This window comes from Aquitalea sp. S1-19 (assembly GCF_024343515.1).
This window is the reverse complement of record NZ_RJTZ01000193.1, coordinates 1-2,983: the sequence shown is the minus strand read 5'-3', so window position 1 is coordinate 2,983 and position 2,983 is coordinate 1. Positions and strand designations below refer to the sequence as shown.

General features: G+C 61.2%; 4 protein-coding genes. 1 reads left to right on the top strand and 3 read right to left on the bottom strand.

Translation table 11 applies throughout. The annotated features are described in order from the left end of the window. Window positions 1-125 precede the first annotated feature (125 nt). The gene (locus EGI20_RS16970; protein WP_498631537.1) at window positions 126-314 is read left to right on the top strand and encodes a hypothetical protein; all 189 of its coding nucleotides are present in this window, start codon (window positions 126-128) and stop codon (window positions 312-314) included. Here the strand turns inward: EGI20_RS16970 and EGI20_RS16965 are convergent. From EGI20_RS16965 to EGI20_RS16955, 3 genes are read right to left on the bottom strand one after another with little or no spacing between them, the layout of a single operon-like run. After that, window positions 294-1,244, bottom strand: a complete 951-nt coding sequence (locus tag EGI20_RS16965; protein ID WP_498631769.1) for a reverse transcriptase/maturase family protein — start codon at window positions 1,242-1,244, stop codon at window positions 294-296. The two genes, EGI20_RS16970 and EGI20_RS16965, sit on opposite strands and share 21 nt — an antisense overlap. Further along, window positions 1,208-2,530 carry an SUMF1/EgtB/PvdO family nonheme iron enzyme gene (locus tag EGI20_RS16960; RefSeq protein WP_498632888.1) on the bottom strand — a complete coding sequence of 441 codons (1,323 nt, stop codon included), beginning with the start codon at window positions 2,528-2,530 and terminating at the stop codon, window positions 1,208-1,210. Before EGI20_RS16960 ends, EGI20_RS16965 begins: the two co-directional genes overlap by 37 nt. A gap of 1 nt (window position 2,531) precedes the next feature. Continuing rightward, complete coding sequence (locus EGI20_RS16955; protein ID WP_498631763.1) at window positions 2,532-2,897, bottom strand: hypothetical protein; 366 nt, start codon at window positions 2,895-2,897, stop codon at window positions 2,532-2,534. Window positions 2,898-2,983 lie beyond the last annotated feature (86 nt).

Genomic DNA, 2,983 nt, shown 5'->3' with positions numbered 1-2,983 from the left:
GAAGCTATTCACCCGCAACCGCACCGAGTTGCTATCACGTTTGCTTGGTTTTTGACATTGGCGCATGCGCCGATGCTTGCGAGAGTGCGTGCAATCATAATTCGCCTCTTTCCCACGGAGGCCCCATGCAATCCATCCCTCGCTCTACCGCCATGCAAATCAATCCGATGATCGGCAGCACCCCCCGCGACACGCTAGCCAATGTTTGCGACAGCCTTGATGCCGCCGCGTCCAATTCAGACGCCGGCCTTGCGCTACTGCTGCGCAGCATGTCCGCTACGCTGCGATATGAGCTAAGCCGCTCGGCTTGTTAGCTTGAACGCGCCAAGCACCGATGCCCGCAACCCAAACGTCTGCGCATGGCTAGCATGGGCGACCCAGCTTTTGATGCTGGGCGTGATGTCGTTTAGGCTGATTTCGCCAGCCGCGTATTGCCGCTTAAACTTTCTCAGCTTGGTCTTGATGCGCTTGATGCTGTCCACCCGCAATCGTCGGTGCGTCGGGTAGATCCGGTAACCCAAAAAATCCAGCGCGCGGCCATTGCGCACGGCGACCGGGAAAACTTGTGTCTTGTGGTTGGTCTTTAGGCGTAGCTCGCGCCACAGCCAGTCCTCGATGCGCGCCCTGGCGCGATGCAGGTGCTGCTTGTCGTGGTGGACGATGATGAAGTCGTCCATGTAGCGGCAGTAGTGCCGCTCGCCCAGCGCGTGCTTGGCGTAATCGTCTAGCTCATGCAGATAGATATTGGCGCACAACTGGCTTGTCAGGTTGCCGATCGGCAAGCCAACTGGCGCCAGCCCGCTCTCTGCGGTGCTATCTATGATGGCGTCCAGTAGCGCCAGTGTCGGCGCGCAGGTGATGCGCCGGCGGATCAGCTGCTTGATGATGCCGTGATCGATGCTGGCGAAGAACTTGCCGATGTCGGCCTTGAGCGCATACACGCGTCCGTGCTGTCTTTGCACGCGGCGCAAAAAATCCTGCGCCCGATCTGCGCCAGCGTGAGTGCCTTTGCCTGGGCGGCAGGCGTAGCTATCAAAATGGAAACGTGCTTCCCATATCGGCTCTATCACCCCGACGATGGCGTGCTGCACGACGCGGTCGCGAAACGGCAACGCAGCCACCACACGGTGCTTGGGCTCGAACACGTCAAATAGCCGGTACTGGCCTGTCCGGTACATGCCCCAGATCAGTTCATTTTGCAGCTGGATCAGGTTGCCTTCCAGATCCTGCTCGAAGCGCAGCACCTCAAGCCGGTTTCGCTTGCCGGCGCGGGCTCTCCGGTAGGCCTGATACAGGTTTTCGAAATCGTAAATTTGCGGGAATAGGTTGTTATAAGTTTTTGGCATGGGGGCGTGCTGACTTTCGTTTTGCTACTCACCAGCACGGTTTGTTTAATGTTTCGCCAATAGGCGAGGATGTCGCGTCCTTTTGATGGCGCACTGGCGGCAAGCCCGTAGGCTGGCCGCTTCTGGCTTTCCTCAAGAGCGGGGCGGAACCCGATGCCGCTGTACACGTCCGCGCGCGGGTTGCGGCAGTCGAGCGCGAACACGCCTGTCGTCGCGGCGTTGTTCCAAACGCCGCCACGGATCGGGAGCGCCTCGACAGTGTCGTTCAGCCAGAATCCGTCACCGCCCAAGCCCGTGCTGGCGATGGGGTACAGGCCCAGCTGTTTGGCCAGCGCCAGCGCTGTCGCGCCAACAGGCACGGCGCCCGGGTTGGTCATGCCCTCAAAGCTTGCACCCGAGGCGCGCACCAGGCCGTAGTTGGTCGTGCCGGCCAGCTTGAACTTCACGGCATTGGCAGCGCCTGCTGCGGCGTAGGCGCCCGATGCGCCATCAATGGCCTTCCACGCGGCCGATGCGGCGCTGTGATCGGCGTTGTCGAGCGCGGCATCGTTGTACGGGATGACGTTGATCTCGCCGTTGTTGACGCGCAGACCTGCCTGCCATTCCCACACGTTGCCGTTCAGATCGCAGATACCGGCTGCGCTATTGTCATGCGACCACGACACCGGCCCCGAGCCAGTCAGGGTTGCGCCGTCACCGGTGGCGTCGCCTGGGTTGCCACCACTGACGCGGCGCCCAGTTTCATACGTCTGCGCGCTGTCGCGGCCGTAGTTGTTATTGCCGCGCGGCTGAAAGCCGTTTTTGTAACACCACAGGGCGACGGCTGCCCACTCTGCATTCGTCATCAAGTGCCAGCCGGCGCCCTTGGCACGGCACAGAGCGTGGGCGCCGTCGTAGTTGATGCTACGCGCAGGATTCATGCCCGGCAGTGACAGAGCCACACCGTCGTGAGTTGTCGCCAGAAACTTGCCGACGAAGATCTCGCTCTTTTCAACGCCACCCACCACAAAGGCCGGGTGAACGCCGGTGCCCAGGCTGGCGTCGATGTCCTGCACGTTGAACTTAGGAATCACCGCCATGATGGACGGGTAGCCCTTGCTGTCGTACAGCACGGTATTCTTGCCGCCGGTGGCGGCTTCGACGGACTGGCGCAGGCTGTCGGTTACAGAAATAACAATGCTCATATCAGGCCTCGCGTTGATTGGTGTTGATGTTCATGCCCCACAGCTGCAGGGTGATGGCGTTTCCATCCAGCGGCAGCGCCACCGGTGTGGGCGTCTGTTCGGTCTCGCCCCCGCCGTCGGCGGGCTTGGTCACGGCGATGCCTGCCCTGTAGCGGCGTGGCGGTATCGTGATCAGTGCGGCGTAGGTATCGCCATCGGTGCGCGACAGGCTGGTGCCATCTGTGCGGATCTCGATCTGGCGCGTCGTGTCCGCCTGCTCTGCAGCCAGATCAGTCGTCAGCTCGGCATCATTCAGCGCCAAGGTCAGGAGGCTTCCTGTCAACGCGTAGCCCAGCGTCTCGCCTGGCGTCACAATCTGGATTTCCATGTGTCGGCCTTTACTGATAGTTCGGGTTGGAAACGGTGTAGCGCAACACCACGTTGTCGGCGCTGCCCTCCATCTGCACGGCAAAG